Source organism: Amycolatopsis sp. CA-128772 (genome assembly GCF_002904295.1).
In the GTDB taxonomy this organism is placed as follows: Bacteria; Actinomycetota; Actinomycetes; order Mycobacteriales; family Pseudonocardiaceae; genus Amycolatopsis.
In genome coordinates this window covers 92,081-110,747 of the sequence record NZ_PPHG01000003.1, presented here as the reverse complement: position 1 = coordinate 110,747, position 18,667 = coordinate 92,081, and the positions used below count along the sequence as shown (strand labels likewise).

At 73.3% G+C, this 18,667-nt stretch carries 16 protein-coding genes; 5 read left to right on the top strand and 11 right to left on the bottom strand.

Annotated elements, in window-relative coordinates; all coding sequences use genetic code 11:
• The first annotated feature begins 311 nt into the window (after nucleotides 1-311).
• Nucleotides 312-3,020, top strand: coding sequence for a tetratricopeptide repeat protein (locus C2L59_RS00920; protein ID WP_103347587.1), 2,709 nt, complete (start codon nucleotides 312-314; stop codon nucleotides 3,018-3,020).
• A gap of 323 nt (nucleotides 3,021-3,343) precedes the next feature.
• On the opposite strand, the gene C2L59_RS00910 is transcribed toward C2L59_RS00920, so the two are convergent.
• The gene (locus C2L59_RS00910; protein ID WP_103347701.1) at nucleotides 3,344-3,706 is read right to left on the bottom strand and encodes a metalloregulator ArsR/SmtB family transcription factor; all 363 of its coding nucleotides are present in this window, start codon (nucleotides 3,704-3,706) and stop codon (nucleotides 3,344-3,346) included.
• A gap of 54 nt (nucleotides 3,707-3,760) precedes the next feature.
• Here C2L59_RS00910 and C2L59_RS00905 point away from each other — a divergent pair, with 54 nt between their 5' ends.
• Nucleotides 3,761-4,741, top strand: coding sequence for a cation diffusion facilitator family transporter (locus C2L59_RS00905; RefSeq protein ID WP_103347585.1), 981 nt, complete (start codon nucleotides 3,761-3,763; stop codon nucleotides 4,739-4,741).
• Between the two features lie 59 nt (nucleotides 4,742-4,800).
• Here C2L59_RS00905 and C2L59_RS00900 read toward each other — a convergent pair whose 3' ends face one another.
• Nucleotides 4,801-5,994, bottom strand: coding sequence for an MFS transporter (locus C2L59_RS00900; protein ID WP_103347584.1), 1,194 nt, complete (start codon nucleotides 5,992-5,994; stop codon nucleotides 4,801-4,803).
• Nucleotides 5,991-6,767: a DeoR/GlpR family DNA-binding transcription regulator gene (locus tag C2L59_RS00895; RefSeq protein ID WP_103347583.1), complete on the bottom strand. Its 777-nt coding sequence runs from the start codon at nucleotides 6,765-6,767 to the stop codon at nucleotides 5,991-5,993. Before C2L59_RS00895 ends, C2L59_RS00900 begins: the two co-directional genes overlap by 4 nt.
• 123 nt (nucleotides 6,768-6,890) lie before the next feature.
• On the opposite strand from C2L59_RS00895, the gene C2L59_RS00890 reads away from it, so the two are divergent.
• Nucleotides 6,891-7,478: a TetR/AcrR family transcriptional regulator gene (locus C2L59_RS00890; protein WP_103347582.1), complete on the top strand. Its 588-nt coding sequence runs from the start codon at nucleotides 6,891-6,893 to the stop codon at nucleotides 7,476-7,478.
• Here C2L59_RS00890 and C2L59_RS00885 read toward each other — a convergent pair.
• Nucleotides 7,475-8,575 (bottom strand): Gfo/Idh/MocA family protein, encoded by a 1,101-nt coding sequence (locus C2L59_RS00885; RefSeq protein WP_103347581.1) that lies wholly within the window; start codon nucleotides 8,573-8,575, stop codon nucleotides 7,475-7,477. The two genes, C2L59_RS00890 and C2L59_RS00885, sit on opposite strands and share 4 nt — an antisense overlap.
• Nucleotides 8,572-9,306 carry a sugar phosphate isomerase/epimerase gene (locus C2L59_RS00880; RefSeq protein ID WP_103347580.1) on the bottom strand — a complete coding sequence of 245 codons (735 nt, stop codon included), beginning with the start codon at nucleotides 9,304-9,306 and terminating at the stop codon, nucleotides 8,572-8,574. Before C2L59_RS00880 ends, C2L59_RS00885 begins: the two co-directional genes overlap by 4 nt.
• A 216-nt stretch (nucleotides 9,307-9,522) precedes the next feature.
• Between C2L59_RS00880 and C2L59_RS00875 the strand changes: the two genes are divergently transcribed.
• Together C2L59_RS00875 and C2L59_RS00870 are read left to right on the top strand one after the other, a co-directional pair.
• On the top strand, nucleotides 9,523-9,717 hold the full coding sequence (locus C2L59_RS00875; RefSeq protein WP_103347579.1) for a hypothetical protein: 195 nt from the start codon (nucleotides 9,523-9,525) through the stop codon (nucleotides 9,715-9,717).
• An 85-nt stretch (nucleotides 9,718-9,802) separates the two neighbouring features.
• Entirely contained in the window at nucleotides 9,803-10,657 is an 855-nt protein-coding gene (locus tag C2L59_RS00870) for an SAM-dependent methyltransferase (protein WP_103347578.1), read from the top strand.
• A 4-nt stretch (nucleotides 10,658-10,661) separates the two neighbouring features.
• On the opposite strand, the gene C2L59_RS00865 is transcribed toward C2L59_RS00870, so the two are convergent.
• From C2L59_RS00865 to C2L59_RS00840, 6 genes are read right to left on the bottom strand one after another with little or no spacing between them, the layout of a single operon-like run.
• Nucleotides 10,662-11,012 (bottom strand): CU044_2847 family protein, encoded by a 351-nt coding sequence (locus C2L59_RS00865; RefSeq protein WP_103347577.1) that lies wholly within the window; start codon nucleotides 11,010-11,012, stop codon nucleotides 10,662-10,664.
• Between the two features lie 24 nt (nucleotides 11,013-11,036).
• Nucleotides 11,037-12,329 carry an ABC transporter substrate-binding protein gene (locus tag C2L59_RS00860; RefSeq protein WP_103347576.1) on the bottom strand — a complete coding sequence of 431 codons (1,293 nt, stop codon included), beginning with the start codon at nucleotides 12,327-12,329 and terminating at the stop codon, nucleotides 11,037-11,039.
• Nucleotides 12,326-13,435: a hypothetical protein gene (locus C2L59_RS00855; protein WP_233223193.1), complete on the bottom strand. Its 1,110-nt coding sequence runs from the start codon at nucleotides 13,433-13,435 to the stop codon at nucleotides 12,326-12,328. The genes C2L59_RS00860 and C2L59_RS00855 overlap by 4 nt, the downstream gene beginning before the upstream one ends.
• Nucleotides 13,436-13,437: 2 nt before the next feature.
• Nucleotides 13,438-14,862, bottom strand: coding sequence for a VWA domain-containing protein (locus C2L59_RS00850; RefSeq protein WP_103347574.1), 1,425 nt, complete (start codon nucleotides 14,860-14,862; stop codon nucleotides 13,438-13,440).
• Between the two features lie 4 nt (nucleotides 14,863-14,866).
• Nucleotides 14,867-17,044: a serine/threonine-protein kinase gene (locus C2L59_RS00845; RefSeq protein WP_103347573.1), complete on the bottom strand. Its 2,178-nt coding sequence runs from the start codon at nucleotides 17,042-17,044 to the stop codon at nucleotides 14,867-14,869.
• Nucleotides 17,041-18,573: a trypsin-like peptidase domain-containing protein gene (locus tag C2L59_RS00840; RefSeq protein ID WP_233223192.1), complete on the bottom strand. Its 1,533-nt coding sequence runs from the start codon at nucleotides 18,571-18,573 to the stop codon at nucleotides 17,041-17,043. The genes C2L59_RS00845 and C2L59_RS00840 overlap by 4 nt, the downstream gene beginning before the upstream one ends.
• Between the last annotated feature and the right edge of the window lie 94 nt (nucleotides 18,574-18,667).

The following is an 18,667-nucleotide window of genomic DNA, read 5'->3' as shown; positions in this document are numbered from 1 at the left end:
GCAGGGACGCAAGCTTCGACGGCCGTGCCCGCCGCAAACGGCGATTACGCGGACGAGCCTTGAGCCACAGGCGTGCTGAGCAAGTGATTCGCCGCGGACATGGCAGTGGGTCTCGCGCCGCGGCACGCGTCCAATCCGCATCCCCGGCGCGATGTTTCGATCGCGATCTGGTCAACTCCGGTGCCGCCGGAACGGTTCGCAGCGCGGCAGGTGGCTTCGATATGAGGTGCTTGCGACGTCGCACGAACCTCTCGATCGGACGTCGATGCGACCGCTAGGATGCGGCTTTCGACTTGTGCCACGGAGGTTCGATGACCGGGTACCGTGAACCTCCCCGCGAGGTCTGGGCTGTGCTGGCCTTCGGCTTGCCCCTACGGGACGGTCTGGAGCTCGTGCGCGCACGTGGTCGCGGCGGGACCTTCGTCGTCGGCTGGGGCGACGACTGCGAAGCCCGGTCCGTGCGTGGCGATGAAGTCGACCAGGAGCTCACCGCCGAATCGGTGTTCCGGGCCACCGAAGGAGACAACGCAACCGCCTTGGACGTGTCCTGCCGACGCATCATCCGCAGGCACGTGATGCTCATACCCCAAGGAAGAGGCGGTGCGACCGGGCTCGGCACGAGACACCACTCCGCCGAAATGTTCGCCAAGGAGACCGGCCGGACCGTAGTGGTGGTAAGTGAAGAACGCCAGACGATCACGCTGTTCTCAGGTGAAGGCCGCTTCGAGCTGCGCCGGAAAGCAGAACTCCAGACCGAGATCGACAACCTGCGGTCGGTGCTCCACCTGACGATCGAGCTCCTTAGGAGAGATATAGACGTCCCGCCCTCCAGGCGGTCCGAAGCCGAAGCCAAGCTGGCACGGCTGGACGGTCACCTTGCCGAGCTGGGGCCACTCGGCGGCGACATCCGGGACGAGTGTCAGATGATCGCCACTCTCCTGAACAGTTTGCCCCCGGCTCGGGCGGACGGCGGAGGCGGGACCTGGAACGAAGTGTCCGGGAGCGCCACGAACGTCATCCAAGCTCGCAGCATCCAGACGGTGAATGTACTGCCGCCGGCAAAAGACTTACCGGTTCCGCGGCAGCTGCCACCGCACATAGCACTCTTCGCGGACCGTGTGGACGAAGTCGCGGAAGTCGTCCGCATGCTGACCGCGGGGGATTCGCCGGCGAAGATCTGTCTCGTCACCGGCGGCGCGGGCATCGGGAAGTCGGCGTTCGCTGTCCGGTGTGGTCACCTGCTCGACGATCAGTTCCCCGACGGCATCCTCTACGCGGACCTGCGTGGTTTTCACCCCGCGGACCCCCCGGCGGATCCGGCGGAGGTGCTGAGCGGTTTCCTGCGTGACCTCGGCTTGGGGGCAAGTTCGATACCGGCCGACCTGGACGGCATGACCCGGCTTTACCGATCGCGGCTCCATGGCGGTCACCTGCTCGTCGTCCTGGACAACGCCCGCGACTCGGCACAGGTCCGTCCCCTTCTGGCGGGAGCACCGACCTGTGCAACCTTGGTGACGAGTCGTACGGCCATGAGCGATCTGGTTGTCCTGGAGGGAGCCGCTCGCATCAGGATGCCCGCTCTCCCGTCCGAGGACGCGCGTGACCTGCTGGCGCTGATCACGCAGACGACCGCCGGCCCCCCGCTGACGGAGCTCGCGGAGCTCTGCGGCCGCCACCCGCTCGCCCTGCGCATCGCGGGCGCACAGGTGGCAGCTGGCTCACTCGAAGCGATTCAGGACCTCGTCTGCGACTTCCGACGTTCCGGTCTCGACGCATTCGATCTCGCTGAGGACGACCCGGCATCGATGCGCGCCGTGCTTTCGTCCTCCTGCCAAGCGCTGCCCGCGGAGGTAAAGCTGGCCTTCGGATTGCTCGGTTCCTACCCCGGAGCAACGATTGCGGCGGGTGCGGCTGCCGCCTTGATCGGTGGCAGCAAGAGTCTTCGCGCGCTGGCCGACGCCAACTTGATCGAAGAGATCGGCCGTAATCGCTACCGGATGCACAGCCTCACGCGTGCCTACGCCACCGAGGTCGCGCGCCAGACGGGTGAACGTGGCGATCATCGTGCAGCCGTGCAACGTGCCTTCGACTGGTCTTGGCAGAAAGCCGAGACGTACGGGCGTGCGCTCGATCGCTGGCATCCGCGTTCGGAGCTCGCCGACGACGCACCGGAACCAATCGACAAAGCACGTGCGAACAGCTGGTTCGACGACGAGCTGGCCAACATCGCTACGGTGACGCAGTTCGCCCGCGACGAGGGAGCCGACGATGCAGCGTGGCGGCTCGCGCTCGCTTTCTCCCCCTACTTCTTCAGCCGCAAGCCCTGGTCGACCTGGATCGTCGTCCAGGAAACGGGGCTGGCCGCGGCCCGGGCGGCCGGCGACCGCGATGGTGAAGCATGGCTGTGCGACAGCCTGGCGGTGGCCTACCGCGAGCAGCAGCGGCATGACGAAGCGCTGCGCTACCTCGCTTTGGCCTCGGCGGGATTCTCCTCGACCGCAAACGTCCGCGGTTCGGCTCAAACCGGCATCCACCTCGCGCAGACCTATCGTGAGCTGGGGAATCTGCACCGAGCCGAACAGGCCGCCGAGGCGTCCTTGCGGCTCTTCCGCCAAGCCGGGTCGAGGCACGGCGAAGCCCGCGCGAGCAATCTGCTGGGCGGGATCGAGCTGGCACGCGGTGCGGTGGCCGAAGCCTTGGCGCACACTCGCCTTGCCAAGGAGGTTTTCGAGGAACTGAATGACGAACATGCTTACTCGTGGGCACTCAACAACCTGGGCGCGGTCCTGGCGGAAGCGGGTGACCATGCCGGAGCCATCACCGCCTACTACACCGCGATGGTCATCCGCGAACATGTCGACCAGTTTGGCTTCGCAGTCACCTGCCAGGGCCTCGGGGACACCCATCACGCAGCGGGCGACCCCGTCGCCGCGCGGCGTTACTGGCGAAAAGGTTGGGAAGTGTTCGATCGGCTGGGTGATCCCCGTGCGCGGGTCCTGCGAGCCAAGCTCGATTCTTGATCCGGCTGCCACCAACGGCAGGCTTGGGATCGGGTCAGTCGCGTTGCGGGCCGGGTTTCGGCTCCGGCGGCAGCGGGTCGGGTACCGGGACGCCAGGCTCCGGCAGCGGCTGAACCGGGCTGGGCGTCCCGGGATCGTCCGGAACGGCGGGTCCAGGCTGAACGGGCTCGGGTGAAACCGGAGGTGCAGTCACTCGAGGTGCGGTAAGCAACATCTGGCTTCCTCCGGCACGCCGGGCCATCCGCCGTCAGGATGGCGATCGCTTCCGGCTACCCATTGCGTCCGGTGCCCGAAACCTGCTCCGGGCTCGCGCAGAGAGCCGATCAGCTGGACCGCGGGTGGTGGGCGTGGTCGCCCGTGGGGAGGTCGCGGTCCACGTGGTCCGCGTGGTGCAAAGCCTGGGCCAGCAGGCCGCGGACGTGGTTGTCCGCCGCCGAGTAGTACACGAATGTTCCTTCGCGGCGGCCCTTAACCAGGCCCGCCAAGCGGAGCTTCGCCAGGTGCTGGCTCACCGCCGTCGGGGCGGCGCCGGCCAGTTCCGCCAGGCAGGCCACCGAGGACTCGCCCTGCAGCAGGGCCCACAGGACCTTGATCCGGGTCGGGTCGGCCAGCAGCCGGAACGACTCCGCCGCCAGGTGGACCTGCTCTTCGGTGGGCATGTCGAAGTCCGGCAGCGACGTGTGCATGGTCATGACCTTACTACTTGCGTATCTGCATGCCTGCGCAGATAGACTCGAAGGATGACCGGACACGGACACGGGCACCGCCACTCCCGGTGGCGCCCGCACAGCCACGACAGCGCCGATCGCGTCGACCACGCCCTCGAAACCAGCCGGCGCGGGATGCGGGCGCTGCTGTGGTCCTTCGCCGCGCTGTCCGTCACCGCCGTTGCGCAGCTGGCGCTCGTGCTCGTCACCGGCTCGGTGGCGCTGCTCGGCGACACCGTCCACAACTTCGCCGACGCGCTGACCGCCGTGCCGCTCGGCATCGCGTTCCTGCTCGGCCGGCGGGCGGCGACGCGGCGCTACACCTACGGCCTCGGCCGGGCCGAGGACCTCGCCGGGGTGGTCGTCGTGCTCGCCGTGGCGGGTTCGGCGGCGGTCGCCGGCTACGAATCCGTGCGGCGGCTGCTCGATCCGCAGCCCGTCGCGCACCCGTGGGTGGTGGCCGTGGCCGGGGTGATCGGGTTCGCCGGCAACGAACTCGTGGCGCGGTACCGGATTTCGGTCGGCCGCGAGATCGGCTCGGCCGCCCTGGTCGCCGACGGGGTGCACGCGCGCACCGACGGCTTCACGTCGCTGGCCGTCGTCGCCGGCGCCGCGGGCGTGGCGTTCGGCTTCCCCATCGCCGACCCGCTCGTCGGGCTCGGGATCACCGTCGCGATCCTGTTCGTCCTGCGCGGCGCGGCGAAGGAGGTGTTCCGGCGGCTGCTGGACGCCGTCGACCCGGCGTCGGTCGAGCTGGCCGAACGGACGGCCCGCGCGGTCGATGGCGTGCTCGGCGCGCGGGACCTGCGGATGCGCTGGATCGGGCACCACCTGCGGGCCGAGCTGGCGGTGACCGTGGCCGCGGACCTGACCGTCGAGGCCGCGCACGCGCTGGCCCACGAGGTGGAACACCGGCTGCTGCACACGATCCCGCGGCTGACCGCGGTGGTCATCCACACCGAACCGGCCACCGGCGCGGACCGGGCGCACGAGAGCGTCGCCCACCACCACTAGGAGTGCATCGCCGAGGCCCGCAGCTCGCCCGGCGCATGCGGGCGGGCGCCGCCGGCTGATCAGCCGACCGGCTGCTCCGCCGGTTCCGGCTTCGGGCTCAGCACCCCGGCGAACGCGGCCGCGAGCAGGCAGAGCACCACCGGCAGCGCGAAGGTCACGTTCAGCGGCATCCACCGCGTCAGCCCGCCGATGAGCGCCGGGCCGGCCAGCAGCCCGACGTACCCGAGGCCGACCACCCGGGCCATCAGCGCGCCCGACGCCCGGGTGTTCAGGTTGCCCGCGGCGGTGAACAGCTGCGGGACACCGCCCGAGAGGCCCAGGCCGAACACCGCCCAGCCGACCAGGGACACCGGCACCCACGGCGCCGCCGCGGCGGTCGTCAGGCCCCCCGCCGCCAGGATCGCGCCGTAGCGGACGATCGCCGCCGGGCCCGCCCAGGCCGCGACGCGGTCGGTCAGGAACCGGCCGGTCGTCATCGCCACCGCGAAGGCGCCGTACGCGAGCGCCGCCGTCGACGCCGACGTGCCCAGCACCTTCTCCATGTGCAGCGCCGCCCAGTCGTTCGCCACGCCCTCCGACAGCATCAGCGCCAGGGCCAGCAGGCCGAGCAGCCAGACCAGGCGGCCCGGCGTCCGGCGCGCGACGACCGGCTCGGCAACGGCCGACGGCACCTCAGCGGCCGGCACCGCGGCCGGCTCCATCAGGAACCGGGCCGACAGCACGGAAAGCACCACGCAGAACATTCCGGTGGCGGTGAGGGTGACGCCGGTGGGCACGCCCGCGCCGAGCGTGGCCGCGCCGATGACCGCGGCGATCGCGCCGCCGATCGACCAGAACGCGTGGAAGGCCGCCATGATCGGGCGCGGGTAGGCCCGTTCGACGACGACCGCGTGCGAGTTCATCCCGACGTCGATCGCGCCGTTGCCGAAGCCGAAGAAGGCCAGCGACAGGCCCAGGGCCCACCACGAGTTCGCGAACCCGGGCGCGCACACCGCGAGGCCCATCAGGATCCCGGCGGCCGGCACCATCCGCCGGTGCCCGAGCCGGTCGACGAGCGGGCCGGACACCTGCATGCCGGCGAACGCGGCGCCGCCGAGCACCAGCAGCAGCCCGCCCAGCGTGCTGTGCGAAATGCCGGTGGCGCGCTCGACGTTCGGGATGTGCACCACCCACATGCCCATCGCGAAGCCGTTCAGGCCGAAGAACATGAAGGTCGCGAACCGGGCGGCGCGCGGGCGGGGCGGGACGGTCATCGGTTCTCCCAAGGAACGGCAACGTGCACGAGGACGCCGCGGTCGGCCAGCGCCGCGCGCTGGTCCTCGGGCGCTCCCGGGTCGGTGATCACTACGTCGGCGCGGTCGGCCGGACAGACGTGGGCGAGCGCGGCGCGGCCCCACTTGGCGCCGTCGGCGAGCACGATCACCCGGGCCGCGACGTCGAGGGCCGCCTGCTTGACCTCGGCGTCGCCCAGGTCGAAGGCGGTGAGGCCGGAGTCGAGCCCGAACGCGCAGGGGCTCAGCACAGCGACGTCGAACCGCAGGGCGCGCAGCGACGCCAGCGTCAGCGGGCCGACCAGCGACTGCTCTCCCGGCCGCGGTTCGCCGCCGGGCAGCAGCAGCCGGACGCCGGGGTCTTCGGCCAGTTCCCGGACCGCGTGCAGGGACAGCGGCATCACGGTGACCGGGCGCCCGCGCAGCAGCCGGGCCAGCTCCAGCGCGGTGGTGCCGCTGTCGAGGACGACCGTTTCGCCGTCGCGGATCAGCTCCGCCGCCGCGGCGGCGATGGCCCGCTTCGCCGCGACCGCGGCCGTCGCACGCGCCGCGAACGGGGGCTCGATCCCCGACGGCGAGGCCGGCACGGCGCCGCCGTGCACCCGCCGCAGCACGCCCCGGGACGCCAGGTGGTCGAGGTCGCGGCGGACCGTCATCTCGGACGCGCCGGTCACCTCGGCCAGCTCGGCGACGCCCACCTGGTCGGCGTCGCGCAGCCGCTCCACGATGACCCGTTGCCGCTCCGCGCTCTTCACGCCGTGATGTTCGCAAGCCCGCCGAGTTCGCACAACCGGTTTGTTCGTCCGATCACGTGGGATGTGCGAACGGCCGCTGCGGCATGATGGGGCCGTGCACGCCGCCGAGACCACCGCGACCCCGTGACCGGGGGCTACCTGAAGGGCCGGATCCGCCGCGAGGACATCATCACGGCGGCCGCCGCGGCCTACGGCGAGCTCGGCTACCACGGCTCGTCGCTGCGGGAGATCGCCAAGCGCGTCGGGATCTCCCACGCCGGCCTCCTCTACTACTTCCCCACCAAGGAGGCCCTGCTCGCCGCGGTGCTCGAACGCCGGGACGCCGAGGACTCCGAGCGCGAGCGGCTGACCGTGCCGCCCGGGCTCGAAGTCCTGCGCCACTTCGTCGCGCTGGCCGAGCACAACGTCCGCCACCCCGGGATCGTCGACCTGTACTCCCGCCTCGCCGCCGAAGCGATCGGCTCGGACCACCCCGCGCACGAGTACTTCGTGCGCCACTACCGGGCCGCGCGCGACGGCGTCCACGAGTCGTTCGAAGCGCTCGCCGCCCGCGGCGAACTGCGCGCGGGCGTCGAGCCCGGGCCGGCGGCCCTGACGTTCATCGCCCTGATGGACGGCCTGCAGGTGCAGTGGCTGACCGTCCCCGGCGACGTCGACCTGGTCGGCTCGCTGCGCTTCTACCTGCAGAACCTGCTCACCGTCCCGCTCTAGAGGGTCTTCGCGTACGGGTCCCAGTCCACCGGCAGTGCCGGCGGAACTTCCACGGTGCTCGCGACCTCCACGCTCTGCCCGCGGGTCAGCGACTCGTCGATGGCCAGCATCGCGTCGAGCACGTGGTAGGCCAGCTCGCCGGACGCGCGCTCCGGCACGCCGGCCCGGATGGCCCGCGCCAGTTCCAGCGTGCCGGTGCCGCGGGAGGCCGCGTGCCCCTGCGGCGCCAGCTCTTCCGGCTCCTCGTGGCCGAGCAGGTGCAGCCGGGTCGGCTCGTCGAACCGGTTGGGGTCCGGCAGCACGGCGGTGCCGAGGGTGCCGGTCAGCTCGACCAGCCCGGCCCGCCGGAGCGCCGAGTCGAAGCTCAGGACCACCTGCGCGGACGCGGTTTCGAACTCGACGAGCGCGGTGACCGTGGTCGTCACCGACACCGGGAACTCCGTCCCCGCCCGCGGCCCGGCCCCGATCACCCGGGTGTCGCGCGCGCGGGCGCCGGCCGCGGTGACCCGGCGGACCGGGCCGAGCAGGTGCACCAGCGCCGTCAGGTGGTACGGGCCCATGTCGAGCAACGGCCCGCCGCCGGCCTGGAAGTAGAACTCCGGCGCCGGGTGCCATGCCTCCGGGCCCGGCACCTGGAACAGCGCGAGCGCGGTCAGCGGGCGGCCGATCCGGCCCGCGTCGACGGCCCGCCGTGCGGTCTGCAACGCCGCGCCGAGCACCGTGTCGGGGGCGCTGGCCACGCGCAGGTTCTTCTCCCGTGCGCGATCCAGCAGCTTGCGGCCGGTCTGCCGGTCCAGCGCGAGCGGCTTCTCCGCCCACACGTGCTTGCCCGCCTCCAGCGCGGCGAGCCCGATCTCGACGTGCGCGACCGGCACGGTCAGGTTGACCACGATCTCGACGTCCGGGTCGGCCAGCAGCCCGGCCACCGTGCCCGAACGGGGAACGCCGTACTCGGCCGCGCGGGCCGCCGCCCGTTCGGTGTCGAGGTCGGCGACCCACCGCACGCGGACGTCCGGGAACGCGGTCAGGTTTTCGAGGTAGGTCCCGCTGATCACGCCGGCGCCGACGATCCCGACGCCGACCGGCCCCCCGCTCACCGGCCGGCGCCGGTCAGGAAGGCGTGGCTGGCGGCGATGGCGGCGAAGAGGTCGCCGTCGAAGGCGTCGAACTCCACCACCCGCAGGGCGTCCGGCGCGGCGGCGAGCACGTCCGCGACCGGCACCCGGCCCTGGCCGGCCGGCACCTGGCCGGTGGCGTCGGTGGCGAGCCCGCCGTCCTTGACGTGGATGGCCCGCACCCGGTCGCCGAGCCGCCGCAGCAGGGCGGGCGCGTCCTCGCCGCCCGCGGTGGCCCAATAGGTGTCGACCTCCAGCGCGACGGCCGGGTCGAGCTGCTCGGCGAACACCTCGAACGCGCTGCGCCCGTCGATCCGGGACTGCAGCTCCCACCAGTGGTTGTGGTAGCCGACGCGCACGCCGTGCTCGGCCGCGAGCTTGGCGGCGGCGTTGAGCGCCTCCGCCGTGGCCGCGATGTCGGCCGGGTCCTGCCACTGCTCGGGCGGCACCAGCGGATCGATCACCAGGCCGATGCCGAGCTCGGCCGCCGCGGCGAACACGGCCTGCTGGTCGGCGCCGAGCAGGCGCGCGTGCGCGGTCGGGGCCGTGAGGCCGTTCGACGGCAGCCCGGCTCGCAAGGCATCGACGTTTTCGACGACGCCGTAGGGCTCCACCTGGGTGAAGCCGATCGCGGCGAGCCGCCGCAGGGTGTCGGCGGGGTCGGCCGCGAAGGCGTCGCGGACCGAATACAGCTGTACGGAAGGCAGGCTCATCCCCAGTTCCTCCAGTTTCCCGGTGGCGGCCGTCCGCCACGGCTCCCCAATTTCTACCACTTGGTCAAAATTGTGACCAGGGGTTTTGCCGCGGGTCCACCGGACGGCGGCGCGGACGCCGGGTGCCCCGGCTCACGCCGGGTGGCGTTTTGGCAAGCCCCCGATGGGGCAGTAACGCCAGGAGGCGGGGACCAGGCCGATCCGGGAGGTGCGGTAGTGGACAGGGCAGGGGACGAAGTGGACACGAGGGCCGCTGCCGGGCACCCGGCGTCCCGCCGCGACCTGACAGACCTGTCCGCGGCTGCGCGCGACCTCGACCGGCGGATCGACCAGCACCTCGAGCGGCTGCGCCGCGAACGGGCCCAGCGTGCGGCCGACATCCCGGACCAGCGGCTGCGCCCGAGCGGCTGACCGGGTCACCTCGCGTTCACCGCGAGGACGCGACCTACTACTCTGGGTGGCGCAACGCCGCCCGCCGAAGTCCTGCGAGGTCGCCATGTCCGACGTCCCGTCCACGCTGTCCCCGAGCCAGACGCCGGTGGGGGTGGACCCCGCGCGGCCGAGCATCGCGCGGATCTACGACGGGTTCCTCGGCGGCAACAACTTCTACGAGGTTGACCGCGTGGTGATGGACAAGATCCGCACCGCGGTCCCGGAAGCGGTGGACATCGCCCGCGGCAACCGCGGGTTCCACAACCGCGCGCTGCGGATGCTGGCGAACCAGACGAAGATCCACCAGTACCTCGACTGCGGGTCCGGGCTGCCGACGGCCGAGAACACCCACCAAATCGTGCAGCGCATCGACAAGGACAACTCGGTCGTCTACGTCGACAACGACCCGGTCGTCCTCGCCCACGGCCGGGCGCTGCTGGTCGAAAACGACTTCACGCACATGGTCGCGGCGGACATCTTCGACCCGCCGCAGGTCCTGCGCCACGAGGAAGTGCTGCGGCACATCGACTTCACCGAGCCGGTGGCGCTGCTGCAGGTGGGCACGATGCACCACTGCGAGGGCGACGGCGTCTTCGACGTCATGCGCGCGTACATCGACGCGCTGCCGTCGGGCTCGTACGTGGTGCTGTCGCACTTCTACGACCCGGAAGTGCCGGAGCTGACCGAGATCGCCAAGCGCATCGAGCAGATCCTGGTCCAGGGCCCGCTCGGGGCCGGCCGCTTCCGCACCCGCACCGAGATCGAGGCGCTGATGGACGGCCTCGAGCTCGTCCAGCCGAACGCGACGGCCGAGCCCGGCATGGCGGTGTGCGACGAGTGGTGGCCGGACGGCCCCCGGCTCACGCCGCTGAGCGACTCGGCCCGCTGCGTCGCCGGGATCGTCGGCTACAAGCCGTAACGCGTCAATCCTCCGGCTCCGCGACGGCGTCCTCTGTGGACGGTTCGCCGGCGCGCACCCACTTCAGCTTGACCTCGAACTGGCCCTGCAGGCCGGTGCGCGCGATGACCGCGCCGGCTTGGGCGTCGAGCTTGACGCCGAACTTGAGCTCGACCTCGTCCGGGCCCAGGCCGCGGAACTGCGCCAGCGCGGCGGCCGCCGCCTCGCGGACCTCGCCCAGCGCGTGCTCGAAGGTCGTGGTCGCCTTGCGCAGCACGCCGGAGGGCACCGAGGCCTGTTCCAGGCCGGGTTCGCCCTCCACCTCGACGACCACCGAACCGCCGTCGGTGAGCGGGAACCGCACGAACTCCTGCACCGGATCTCCTTCGGTCGGACGGGTTCAGCACGGCAGGTCGAGCCACTGCTCGTGGCCGATGCCCCGGCGCACCTGCTCCAGCTCCGCGAGCAGCGTGTCCAGCCGGTCGGGGTGGGCCAGGTACTCCAGCACCGCCTGGTAGAACGCGCTGGTCATCGCCGAGGGCATCACGTCGGAGGCGTCGAAGCACAGGTCGGTGCCCTTGGCGAGGGTCGTCGCGATCCGCCGGGCCACGTCGCTGCGGTAGACGTCCTGGCCGAGCAGGCGCTGGTGCACGGAGAACGTCGTCCCGCCGGACGGCCAGATCCGCTGCCCGTCCTCCCCGGCCAGGTAGACCATCAGCCGGCGCGCGGCGGGCGTGTCGTGGAACATCCCGGCGAGGTCGGCCGAGACCTCGGACGGGCCGGCGTCGCCGGAGCCCGGGAACGGGAAGAACCGGAAGTCGCGGTCGGGGGCGGGCGGGCCGGCCGGCCGCGCGACCGCGGTGTAGCCGCCGATCGCGAACGAGCCGAGGTGCTCCAGCGCGCAGCCCGGCGGGTCGGCGAACAGCGCGCGGCCGGCGTCGGCGAACGAGGTGAGCAGGGCCGCCGTGCTGCCGCCGCGGACCGCGCCCGGCGCCAGCACGAGGGCGCCCCAGCTCCGCCACGCGTCCACCACCGCCTGGTCGGTCCACGCCAGCCGGCCCGCCGCCCAGCTGCTGTAGGCCTGCGGACCGGCGCGGTGCAGCAGGATGTCCTCGAGCCAGTCGGTGCCGGGGAACCCGGAGTTCGGCGGGGCGCCCATGCCGAGGCACCACGGCCGCTGCCCGGCCGCGGACAGCTGCCGCGAGGCAGCCAGCAGCTCGTCCCATGTGGACGGTGCCGGCCCGGGGAAGCTCCTCGGGGTGTACCAGACGATGCTCTTCAGGTCGGCCTTCACCGCGACCGTGTACACCGCGTCGCCGCCGAGCTGCTGCAGCTTCAGCCACTGCGGGCTGTAGGCCGCGGTCGCTTCCGCGCCGAGGACGCCGTTCAGCGGTTCGAGCTGCCCGGAACGCGCGTACCCCGCCAGTTCGGCCGGGTTGGACAGCACCGCCACGTCGGGCGGGGTGCCCTGCTGCAGGTCCCCGCGCAGCACCTGGTTCTGCGCGCGGGTGCCCTGGTAGCGCGTGATGATCCCGGTCTCCCGGGTGAACCCGTCGAGGACCCGCTGGAACGCCACTTGCTCGTCGCCGGTCCACGGCCCCAGCACGGTCACCTCCGCCGCACCGGTCGCGCCGGAGCACCCGGACAGCAGCAGGACGGCGGCCAGCGCCAAGCCGGCGCACCGCTTCCTCACGGTTGCCTCCTCACGCGGAACTGGTATTCGTCGAGCCGGCGTTGCAGGCCGACGACCGAGAGGACGCCGATCGCGGCGGCCAGCACGGCGATCGCGTACCCGAGCACGCCGGTCCAGGCCGGTTCGGTGAGCCCGGCATCCAGCAGCGCCGCCTCGTCGACCGCGGAGGGCGGCTTCTCCGTTGCGGTGGGCGGAACGGGGGTCCCGGCGGCGAACGCGGTCACCGTGTCGCCGCACGCGGCCACCCCCTCGGGGCCGCACTGGGCGGTCAGCACCTGGGCGAGGGTCCACCGGGCCCGGTCCGCGGCGGCCGCGGTCGCCGCGGACCGCGTGTCCACGACGTGCTCCAGCGCGGCGCCGCCGTCCCTCGCGTCGGACTGGACGCCGAGCAGCAACGCCGTGGCCGCGCCCAGCAGCACGCACCCGGCCGTCGCCGCCACCAGCCAGGGGTTCACCGCACGCCGGAACCGCCGCGCGAGGAACCACTGCGCCCAGCCGAGCGCGGCCAGCAGCACGAGCAGCGGCACCGCCCACAAGAACATGATCGCGGGACTCAGCCAGCTCGTCCCGAGCTGTTCGTCCAGGGCGGCGCGCTGGGCGGCTTCGAGCGAGTCGAGCCGCGCCAGGATCCCGTTTTCCGGCGCGGTCAGCAGATCCGACGCCGACAGCAGGTTGCTCGCGGTGAGCGGGCCGCCCGCCTCCTGCCGGAAGTGCGCGTCGGCCTGCCCGACGAAGCCGTTGTACGACGGCAGCAGCCCTTCGATCAGCCGCAGCGTGCGGCTGCCGGACTCCCCGGCCGCGTTGTGCTCGGCGACTTGGGCGAGCTGCTGGCTGGCCCGGGCGGTCTCGTCCTCGTACTGCTCGCTGGGGCCGGTGAGGCGCGCCTGGCGGGATTCGAACGCGGTCACCGCCGCGCCGTGCGCGGCCACCACCGCCTCCTTGGCCAGCGACACCTCGAGCACCGCGGGCGCGGTGCGGTCCCGCACCTCGGCGATGCTGGCCCGCACGCCGAGGAAGGTCGCCAGCGCGGTCCCCAGCACGAGCACGCTGGCGGCGGCGAGGCCGAGCCGCAGCCACCACAGCGTCTGCCGGGTCGTGCTGGTCACCGTCACGACGACGCCCCCGCTTCGAACGGCTCACGGCAGTGCCCGCACCACTTCGCCGACGGCGGCGCCCGGTGTCCACAGTGGACGCACTGGCGCGGGGCGCCGTCCGCGTCGCGCGGGACGGCCACGGCGGGGGCGGGCGAACCGGTGTAAGTGGAGATGGTCGACCCGAGCACCAGGGAGAACCCGTCGCGCGGGCGCACGCCCTCCTTGAAGGCCACGCCGCCGTCGTCACGCAGGTCGACCAGCCGGCCCAGGCGCTTGAGGATCTCGGTGTTGCCCAGCTCGGTCGCCAGCCGGACCGCGGTGCCCCATTCGCGGGCCGCCTCCGGCCGGTCGTCGCGCTCGAAGGCGTCCCAGCCCGCCCGGACCGCGCGGCCCAGCTCGGCCTGCCCGGTGACGCGGGCGACCTGGTCGTCCGGCACGCTGGACAGCGCGAGGTCGTCGGTCAGGTAGCCCACGACGGCCTGCGGATCGCCGACCGGGTCGTCGGCGCCTTCGGCCAGGGCGACGGTGCCGAGCAGCAGGTCCTCGTACCGAGTCAGCTCCCCCGCCGAGACGTCGAGGCAGAGGTGGTACTCGCGCAGCTCGTCGCCCCACGCCCCGGTGGGCAGCTCGAGGACACGGCCGTCGGTCCGGCACTGGGCGGTGAGGTCGACCTCGGTGGGGAAGACCTGCTTGACGAACCGCAGCCGGCTGTAGGGCATGGTGGTCATCCGCAGCCGGAGGTCGGGCACGGTCCGGCCCATCGCCCGCTCGACCAGCCGCCGGAAGTCCCCGGCGAGCTCGGCGTCCTCCAGGACGGCGTCCGCGCTGCCCCGCAGCACGGACGCGATGCGCTGCAGGTCCCGCGGTTCCCAGTCGTCGCCGATGCCCCGGGCGTCGCAGGCGAACCGGCCCCGGCACCGGTCCAGCGTGGCCTCCAGCGCACCGGCGCGGTCGGACTGGTTCCGGCCGTCGGTGAGCAGCACGGCGTGCCGGATGGCCGCCGGCGTCCGGTCGAACAGCTCCCGGGCCAGGTCCAGCCACGTGCTCATCGCGGTGCCGCCGCCGGCGATCAGCCCGGAGACCGCGTCCTTCGCCTCCTGGCGGGTCCGGTCGCCGGCCACCGCCAGCGGCGGCGCGGCCGGGTAGACCAGCCGCGCCCGGCCGGTGCACTCGACCACGCCGAACAGCACGCCGTCGCGCAGCGAGCCGATGGCCGCGCGGCACGCGTGCCGCGCGGCCTCGATCTTCGTGGGCGGCCAGTCCATCGAGCTGGAGCAGTCGACCAGCAGCAGCTCGGCGGTCGGCGGCGGCGCGGCCACGGCCGCCCCCGCTTCGCCGGCCCGCACGGTGAGCACGACGTCCATCCGGTCGTCGGCGGGCGCGAGGTACTTGTTCTGGCTCAGCTGCAGGGTGAACGACGGGCGGTCCCGCTCGGGCATCCGATCACCTTCTCGTTCTCGGCCGGACGGAGTTCGCGAGGTCGACCAGCACGCCGTGTTCGTCGCGGTCCCGCGCCCGCTCGGCGAGCCGGCGCAGCGACCGCTCCAGCAGCGTCCGCAGGCCGCGTTCGGTGACGCGCTCGCCGAGGAGCTCGCCGCCGTCCCAGCCCTCCCGGCCGTCGAGCCCGGCCAGCGCGGCCTCGCGGACGAGCGCTTCCAGCCGGTCCTTGGCCTCCCGGTCGAGGTAGAGCTCGGGCAGCCGGCGGGCGGCGTCGGCCAGGTCGTCGCCGCTCGGCGGCCCGGACGGCAGGCGGGCGGCCCGGATCCGCACGGTGGCGATCCGCGCGGCGTCGTAGTGGCGGGAAATCGGCGGGACGGCGTCGAGCAGGGCGACCGCGGCGTCGCGGCCCCGGCTGCGGAGGTGGCAGCGGGCCAGCCCGAACGCGGCGCTGACCTGGGCGTGATCGCGGTGCCACACCGAGCGGTAGCAGCGCTCGGCGAGGCCGGTCTCGCCGCGCAGTTCGGCGCAGAACCCGAGCGCCAGCTTCGGCGCGATCTCGCCGGGCCAGCTCCGGTGCACCCGGTCGAACGCGGCCGCGGCTTCTTCGGCGTTGCCGCGGGCCAGCGCCAGCAGGCCGTGGTGCCAGGCGGCCCGCCAGTCGCGCGCGGCCTCGGGACCCAGCAGTTCTTCGGCGGCGGCCAGGGCGTGGGCGGCGGCTCCCGGTTCGCCCAGGGCGACCTGCGCGCGCGTCTCGGCGAACGCGATCTCGACCGAGCGTTCGCCGAACATCGCGAGCTTGCCCAGCCAGCGGTGCGGGCCGGGCGCGCCCGCGGCGGCGATGAACGCGGCCGCCGGGTCGTCCGGGGCGACCCGCGGGATCGGCAGCCGGCCGGCGCCGCCGGCGGCGCCGGGCAGGCCGAGCGCCAGCCGGCCGCCGGCGTGGTCGCCGGTGAGCCAGTGGTCGAGGCCGGGCACCGCGCCGAGGCCGTCGTCGAGCAGTTCCGCGGTGTCCTCGAACAGCGCCGACGGCACCGGCCGCGGCCGTTCGTCGCGCAGGGACAGGATTTCCCGGCGCACGCCGTCGAGCTGCTCCGCCATCTCGGCCGCGGTGGCGAACCGCCGTTCGAACGGCGCGACCGCCCGCTCGAGGACGCGGTTCAGGGAGTCCAGGCCCCCGGCGACGCCGTCCTGGCCGGGGTCCTCGCTCGCCGCTTCGAGCAGGACCTGCAGCGTCCGGCCGACGGCGTGCAGGTCCGAGCGGACGGTCAGGCCGTGCCGGGCGATCTCGTGCGCCGGTGCCTGGAACCCTTCGGTCCCGACGCTCGCCCCGGCCGGGTCGTCGATCGAACGGGCCGCGCCGAGGTCGATCACCTTGACGCGCTTGTCGCCGTGGATCACGTTCGCCGGGCTCATGTCGCAGTAGAGCAGGCCCTCGCCGTGCAGGTAGTCCAGCGCGGCGAGGATCGCCCGGCCGTAGACGACCACGTGCTCGACCCGCGGCGGCGGGCCGTCCCGCAGCAGGTCGCGCAGCGACCGCCCGCCGACGTACTCCATCACCAGGTAGGTGTCCGGCTCGGCGCCGTGCTCGACGAAGTCGGTTATTCGCACGATGTTGGGGTGGTCGAGCCGGACGAGCACGTCGCGTTCGACCCGGGCGAGCGCGCGCCGCACCGCGTTGCCGCTGTTGATCACGCCCTTGAGCACGACGTGCTGGCCGCCGAGCGCGGTGTCGGTGGCCAGGTAGATCCAGCCGAGGCCGCCGTGGGCGAAGCAGCCGAGCACGTCGTAGCGGTCACCGATCCGCTCGCCGCGGGTCAGCTTGGGCAGGAAGGAGAACGGCAAGCCGCAGTTTTCGCAGAACCCTTCGGCGAACGCGGGTTGACCGGCGTAGGCGCGGCCGACCGGCGCGCCGCAGCCGCCGCAGAACCGAAGCCGTTCGGGGTAGACGGGCTCGGCGAGGACGAGCTTCTCCGGGTCCGGCACCTCGATCGCCGGCAGGGACTGGAAATCCGCGTCGCCGCCCCAGAACTCGACGCTGCGCCGGGTGCTCTCCATCGCCGGGCCGGACCCGCCGGGGCCGGCCGCCGGCCGCTCGGCCGGGACCCGGCGGTGGCCGCAGACCTCGCAGAACCCGATCGGCCCGACCGGTTGCCCGTGGCACCACACCGTTTCCGCCGTCACGCGCCCTCCAGCCGGCGGCGGACCGCGCGCACGTACCGCTCGACGAGCCCGGCCGCCGCTTCGGGCTCGTCCGGCCGGGTGGTCAGCGTTTCCATGGCCGGGCGGTACAGCTCCGCCAGTTCCTCGTCCTCCATCAGGCCCGCGGCGGTGGCCTTCGCGTTGTAGCCGCGCAGCCGTCCGTGCAGTTCGTCGTGCCGGCGGGCCCGCGGCACGAGGTCGGTGTGCAGCACGCCGAGCTCCCGCCACGCGGTCTCGGCATCCCGCTCGGTCACCGCCAGGGCGCGCCGCACCCGGCCCGGATCGATCCGCTCCCCCGCCGACCGCAGCGCACCCAGCCGCAGGCGCAGGTCCGCCGAGCGGCCGGGTACCGCCGCGCGCGCACCGAGCCGGCCGGCCAGCTGCCGCGTGCGGTCCTCCTCGTACTCCACCATCTCGACCAGCAGCGCCAGCCGCGCCAGGCGGTGCGCGTTCCGCTCGCTCTCCCAGCGGCGGGCCAGCCGCAGCCCGGGCGAATCCGGCCCGCCGAACTGGGCGAGCACGGTGGCTCCCTTGTCCATCAACGGTTTCACCGCGCCGGTGAGCACTTCCTCCGGCGCGCGGGCGGCGTCGATGCCGGTGACGGCCACCGCGACGTCCTCCGGGTGGGCCGCCAGCGCCGTGGTGACCTCTTCGGTGCTGATGCCCGCGCTGACGTGCTCGGCCACCTCGTCCGCGGTCTTGCCGGTGGCGTCCACGATCGCGGTGAGCCGGTCGCCGGCCCCCGCGGGCCCGGCCACCCGGCGCTCGCGCCGCACCTGGGCCAGGAACCGGTCCAGGTGCGCTGGGTCGCCGTTCCCGAGCAGCACGACCAGCGGGCCGGCCGACGGCCGCGGCGGCTCGCCCACCCACCGCGCCACCTCCGGCACGTGCCGGGCGATCACCTCGACCGGGATCAGGTAGGCGAGCCCGGCGCGCTCGTCGGTGTACTCGGTGACCACCATCCCGAGCACCGCGCCGGTCGCCTTGTCGATCACGCCGGCCCCGCTGAAACCGCGGCGGACCCGTTCCCCCGGCAGTTTCGAGTTGAGCTGGATCCACTCCCCGGCGGCGCCGGCCGGGCCGGCCAGCTCGGCGTCGTTCACCCAGACGCCGTGGCGGTGCGGGTGCGGGAAGCCGTAGGTGTGGACCACCCGGTCGCGCACCGCGCCGAGGCGCACCAGCGGCGCGCCGGGGACGTGGGGGAACGCTTCGGCGAGGTCCAGCAGGGCGATGTCACCGCGGCCGTCCTCTTCCGGCGGCACCCAACAGCCGGGCCGGACCCCGGCCTGCGCCTCCGGCATTCCGGGCAGGCCGACGAACCGGACCAGCACCTGGCCGCCCGAAAGCGCTTCAGCTCCCGCGGCCTGCACGACGTGCGCGCAGGTGAGCACCGTGGATTCGCCCAGCAGCATGCCGGCACCCAGTGCCCGGCCCGACGAGTCCAGCAGGCACACCCGCCACGGTTCCGAATCCCCCGCGCGCCCAGCGGTAAAACCGTTGTGCTCCCTCACCGGGTGGGACTGTACGACGGTGCACCGGCACTCCGGGGACGGTTCGCCCACTTGTCCCGGCAGATCACCCGATCGGCCGCCGCGCGGTGGGAAA

Excerpts from the sequence above, each read along its gene's own strand:
- C2L59_RS00850 (WP_103347574.1), bottom strand. The coding sequence starts at position 14,862 with ATGCCCGAGCGGGACCGCCCGTCGTTCACCCTGCAGCTGAGCCAGAAC.
- C2L59_RS00870 (WP_103347578.1), top strand. The coding sequence starts at position 9,803 with ATGTCCGACGTCCCGTCCACGCTGTCCCCGAGCCAGACGCCGGTGGGG.
- C2L59_RS00905 (WP_103347585.1), top strand. The coding sequence starts at position 3,761 with ATGACCGGACACGGACACGGGCACCGCCACTCCCGGTGGCGCCCGCAC.
- C2L59_RS00920 (WP_103347587.1), top strand. The coding sequence starts at position 312 with ATGACCGGGTACCGTGAACCTCCCCGCGAGGTCTGGGCTGTGCTGGCC.
- C2L59_RS00880 (WP_103347580.1), bottom strand. The coding sequence starts at position 9,306 with ATGAGCCTGCCTTCCGTACAGCTGTATTCGGTCCGCGACGCCTTCGCG.
- C2L59_RS00900 (WP_103347584.1), bottom strand. The coding sequence starts at position 5,994 with ATGACCGTCCCGCCCCGCCCGCGCGCCGCCCGGTTCGCGACCTTCATG.
- C2L59_RS00910 (WP_103347701.1), bottom strand. The coding sequence starts at position 3,706 with ATGCACACGTCGCTGCCGGACTTCGACATGCCCACCGAAGAGCAGGTC.